Below are 4,217 nucleotides of genomic sequence, written 5' to 3' on the forward strand. Positions count from 1 at the left end.
CGCCTGATCGGAATTATGCCGAGACAGGCGTTACTCGGCCGAGTCTTCTTTTGGCGAGGGCGGCGCTTGGCATTCCAATTCTGGCGTTACGCCCGGACGCGCTTTAGGCTCACCCAATCGCCTTTCTGAAGCGTCCCGTCCCTCACGCGGAAATGAGCATAATGGTCGTCGAAAATCTGGTCGACTTCGACATGACCGACAAGACGGCGGTGGCGCGGCGTTGCGTGATAGACTTCGAGTATCTGCCCGATGTGCGCGCCATCGGCCTTACCCAGGCAGGCCACTGTGCCGCCCGCATCCATACGGACGATCTTGCCGCGCATGAACAAGCTATGGCCGATACCCTGTGCGAGGAGCGGCGTGCTGCCAAAGAGCAGAAAGCCAACAGCAGCACCGACGCCAAGATGTTTTCGCATCGCTGTTTCCTCTGTCAAGTCAGACGCTCGGACCCGGTTTTGAAAGCTGGGAGCACGGGGCGACGCTGGGCATCGTCAAAGAACTGGCCCGCCGCGGGGGAACGGCGGGCCCTCAGCCCCTGGGGTCTGTTCTCGGGGCTGGAAACCTCACATGTCGCTCATCGGCTTGTCGGCCATGGGCTTGGCGGTCTTCTTCTTCGCCGCCGGCTTGGCCTTCTTCATCGGCATCTTGCAGCAGCCACTCTTCGCCTTACCGGCCATGCCCGAGCCGTTCGATGCAGGCGAGCCGCCGGACATGCCGGCCATCCCCGACATGCCCTGTTGATCCTGCTGGGCCGGTTGCCCCTGCTGCTTCTGCGCGCCGGCCTGATGATCCTTCATCATCTGATCGTGCATCTGCTGCCCGCCATGATCCATGCCCTGCTGGTGGGCATGGGCCGGCGCAGCCTGCGCGGGCGCGGGCGTCGACTGGGCGAGAGCGGTGCCGGCGGCGAAGGTTAGCGTCGCGAAGAGGCTGACGGGCGCCGCGAGAAATGTCGTCTGTCGCATTGAGGGTCTCCGAGTGTTCTTCCTGTTGCCCGATCGACGTTCCGATCCCGGCAATTCCGAAGCTTCAATGCTGCTAGCGAGACGCTGTCTGTATACGTAAGTTACGAATCGAAATCCGATCGGCCGTGTGCCTGCTGGAGCAGGCGCGTAAAATGATGATCCGGGATCGATCAAAAATGTGACCCGGCCTGGTTTTCTCGTCCTGAGACCGGCCAGAAAAGCGATTGGCCCGCCGTGGGAACGGCGGACCAAGGCTTCGGTTGAAAGCGGCCATGATCTTGTCCGTCAACCTTGTCGTCTGATGGAATGATGGCAGGGTCAGCAACCACCGTCCGACCTGTGTGACATGCCGGAGGCGCCGTCCTGGTCCTGCGAATCCCGCATCGCCATTCGATGGCCCTGCATCATCTGGCCGTACATCTGCTCCTTACCGTGAGCCATGCCCTGCATGTGGGCAGGATCGGGCTGGGCAGGCGCCGGCCTGGCCTTGAGGGTCTCCTCAAGATCGGGCATGCCCGGCGGCATCCCGTCCGCCAGCACCGGTCCGGCACTGACGGCGAGGAAGCCGAGAGCTGCGAGCGAAGCGATCATTGCCGTCTTCTTGCGCAAGTATCCATTCCTTCAAGTCTGGGTTTCCCGTTCGATCGAGCATATGCCCGGTCGATTGTCGCCCCTTCCGGAGCTTGCCCGTGAAATGGTGTCACCTTCCGCCTTGCTGTATACGTAATGTGCGAAGTCCGTCTCTGAGATGGCCATAAATTATCGCACTGGCATCGTTGTTGTGCCGATGTGTAACTATGGTTCGGACTCGAGAGCAGGACAGGTCGGCAACAGTGACTAATCCATGGCGGCCAGCAGACGCTCGAGAGGAATAGTGGCAAAAGTGGTGAAGCTGTCAGCAATGGCATAAGGCAGTACCAGCACCCGATTATGTACCATCGCGCCGCAGCTGTAGGCTACGTTTGGCACATAACCTTCGCGCTCATCCATGTCCGACCGCAAAAGCGGTAGCTTCGTCCGCGCCAGCAGCTTCGAGGGATCGTCACGGTCCAGCAGGCACGCCCCGATGCAATAGTTCCGAACGGCGCCGACTCCATGAGTTACGACCAGCCAGCCTTCGTCGATCTCGATCGGCGATCCGCAATTACCGATCTGGACAAACTCCCAAGGCCAGCGAGGTTCGATGGCTTTCGCTCCGCCACTCCAGTCGTGAATGTCCGCGGACGTCAGGAACCAGATATTTTCGTTATCCTCGCGCCCAAGCATGGCAAAGTGCCCGGCAATGCGTCGGGGGAAAAGCGCCATGCCCTTGCTACCGGTGGCATCCCCACGCAGCGGTCTGAGTTCGAATGTCCGGAAGTCCGGCGTGGACAACAACTCCTGCCGGACGGACTGGCCGCTAAATGCCGTATATGTACCGAAATAGGTGGCTCGGCCATCGTCGTCCAGGAAGCGGACCAAGCGAAGGTCTTCGATGCCACCACGCTGGCTGGGGGTTGTCGGAAAGATCACGATCTCCGAGAGATCGTGGCTGCCATCGCACTTGATCCGAATGCCCGCGTCCGGCCCGTCCTCGCCGGAGATGTTTTCAGTCTCCAGCACGAGCGGCATGGGGCTCGGAGGATTGATTGCTATGGTTCCGTCCGCGGCGCAAAACCCGGTGCGAAAGGTGACGGAGGAGATATGCCCCTCGCCCACGCCTCGCAGGGAAAGAATGAATCGGAGAGAGTTTTCAGGTACAGCAGACTGATCAGGATGCAGGACGATGCTCGGATTGAAAAGCGCTGCTGCCTCATAGGAATATTCGTTGCAAAAATGGGCACCGATCAAGAGCGCCTGTTCATGGGTGACCTCGCAATCACAGACGATGATGCCATCAACCTCGTGGAACCGCCGCAAAAACAGGGACGGAACCTCACGATGCCTTCCCGAGAAATCATCAAGAATGCGTTGCAACTCATCGTGGAGCGATGCTGGGTCGAGCGCCAGGACGCGGTCGGCGATGCGCTGCGCACGTGGCTGATCCGGTACCGCATATTTATAGGTTTCCGTCGACGGCATATAGGGTCTGATCACTACCCTTGCTGGATTGGGGCGGAGCAATTCGGGTAGCCGGTTGACAAATTCGGCGGTTGACACTGACTTCTCCAATACAGATCGACCGTGGAGCGTTCACGCAATCGTAAAGATGGTGCTCGGCATTACCCGACTATCGGGTGGCGGCACGGAAGGCTCCGGCGATGGCGGGTGCGATGATTTCCGCCGTTGCCGGATACTCGGACTTTGTGCCACGTGCCATGATCGCTGTCCTGGCGTAGTTGTCGGACACACAAGCTGTGACCGGGGGCTCTGGCCTGAACGTGACTATGTGGGGCACGTGCGAAGCGCGCCGCTCAGCTCGACATGTCCGCCATCGTTCGGCAGCTCGCCGCGCATTTCTTGCAGGTGGCCGAGCAACGCGCGATCCGCTGGTCCGCGCTATGGCGTCCGCATTCCTCGGCGCAGCGCTCGCAAGCGTCGGCGCAGGCGCGGCAGACGATGCGGTGCAGGGCAGATTCCCGCAGCATCGAGTTGGCGGTCGCCTGGCACAGTTCCGCACAGTCGTTCAGCATGGCGATCAGCGACGCCGTAGCTGACGCGCCGCCTTGCTTCGTCAGCCAAGCGGCGGTTTCCAGGCACATGCGGTGCGAAGCCACGCAATCGTCGATGCAGTCCGTCATCGACATCGCCATCCCTTCCATTCGATGCTGCTGCGCCGCCGCCGGCACAGCCAGCGTTCCGGCGGCGGCAAGGCCGGCGCCGGCCATCAGCAATTCGCGTCTCTCGATCATCATGCACCTCCCATCTGCTATCCCTTGAGCGCTGTGCCGCATCCGGCGGCCTCAGCCGTCGCAGGCGACCCATCCGACGCCGCACGCGCCTTCTCCCGCGCCATCCGGGTTTCCTCCCAGGGCCAGTGGCCGTTGATCTCGACCCCGAGCGAGATGCTCAGGAAGGTCCGCACCAGCACCAGCCCGGCCAGAACGATGAGATCGTCGAGCGTTGGGTTGATCACCAGCGACTTGACGATGTCGCCGGCGACCAGAAATTCCAGGCCGAGCAGGATGCTGCGGCCGAGCGCCGAGCGGAACGCGCTATAGGCCTCGGTTCGGTCGCCCGCCCTCGCCCGCCGCGCAAACAGAAAGGTTGCGAGCCCCGCGCCGACCAGGATGGTCAGCGTGCCCGCCAGTTCCAGGCCGATCACCGCGAGCC

At 61.6% G+C, this 4,217-nt stretch carries 6 protein-coding genes; all 6 read right to left on the reverse strand.

Annotated elements, in window-relative coordinates:
• Nucleotides 1–86: 86 nt before the first annotated feature.
• A complete protein-coding gene (locus KAY22_RS25285; RefSeq protein ID WP_004212674.1) occupies nt 87–416 on the reverse strand; it encodes a hypothetical protein in 330 nt (109 codons plus the stop codon).
• Nucleotides 417–563: 147 nt separating this feature from the next.
• On the reverse strand, nt 564–965 hold the full coding sequence (locus KAY22_RS25290) for a hypothetical protein (RefSeq protein ID WP_015449265.1): 402 nt from the start codon (nt 963–965) through the stop codon (nt 564–566).
• Between the two features lie 318 nt (nt 966–1,283).
• Nucleotides 1,284–1,574, reverse strand: coding sequence for a hypothetical protein (locus KAY22_RS25295; RefSeq protein ID WP_296625874.1), 291 nt, complete (start codon nt 1,572–1,574; stop codon nt 1,284–1,286).
• Nucleotides 1,575–1,802: 228 nt separating this feature from the next.
• On the reverse strand, nt 1,803–3,026 hold the full coding sequence (locus KAY22_RS25300; protein WP_016743863.1) for a glycoside hydrolase family 130 protein: 1,224 nt from the start codon (nt 3,024–3,026) through the stop codon (nt 1,803–1,805).
• A gap of 332 nt (nt 3,027–3,358) precedes the next feature.
• Nucleotides 3,359–3,799: a four-helix bundle copper-binding protein gene (locus KAY22_RS25305; protein WP_015449267.1), complete on the reverse strand. Its 441-nt coding sequence runs from the start codon at nt 3,797–3,799 to the stop codon at nt 3,359–3,361.
• 14 nt (nt 3,800–3,813) lie between these two features.
• A partial coding sequence (locus tag KAY22_RS25310; RefSeq protein WP_296625875.1) for a DUF1622 domain-containing protein occupies nt 3,814–4,217 on the reverse strand: 404 nt, incomplete at its 5' end.

Origin of the sequence: Rhizorhabdus sp. (assembly GCF_018006725.1) — a bacterium.
GTDB lineage: Bacteria > Pseudomonadota > Alphaproteobacteria > Sphingomonadales > Sphingomonadaceae > Rhizorhabdus.

What these genes read in the sequence shown, in the direction of transcription:
- KAY22_RS25285 (WP_004212674.1), bottom strand. Translation starts at nt 416, where the DNA reads ATGCGAAAACATCTTGGCGTCGGTGCTGCTGTTGGCTTTCTGCTCTTT.
- KAY22_RS25290 (WP_015449265.1), bottom strand. Translation starts at nt 965, where the DNA reads ATGCGACAGACGACATTTCTCGCGGCGCCCGTCAGCCTCTTCGCGACG.
- KAY22_RS25300 (WP_016743863.1), bottom strand. Translation starts at nt 3,026, where the DNA reads ATGCCGTCGACGGAAACCTATAAATATGCGGTACCGGATCAGCCACGT.
- KAY22_RS25305 (WP_015449267.1), bottom strand. Translation starts at nt 3,799, where the DNA reads ATGATGATCGAGAGACGCGAATTGCTGATGGCCGGCGCCGGCCTTGCC.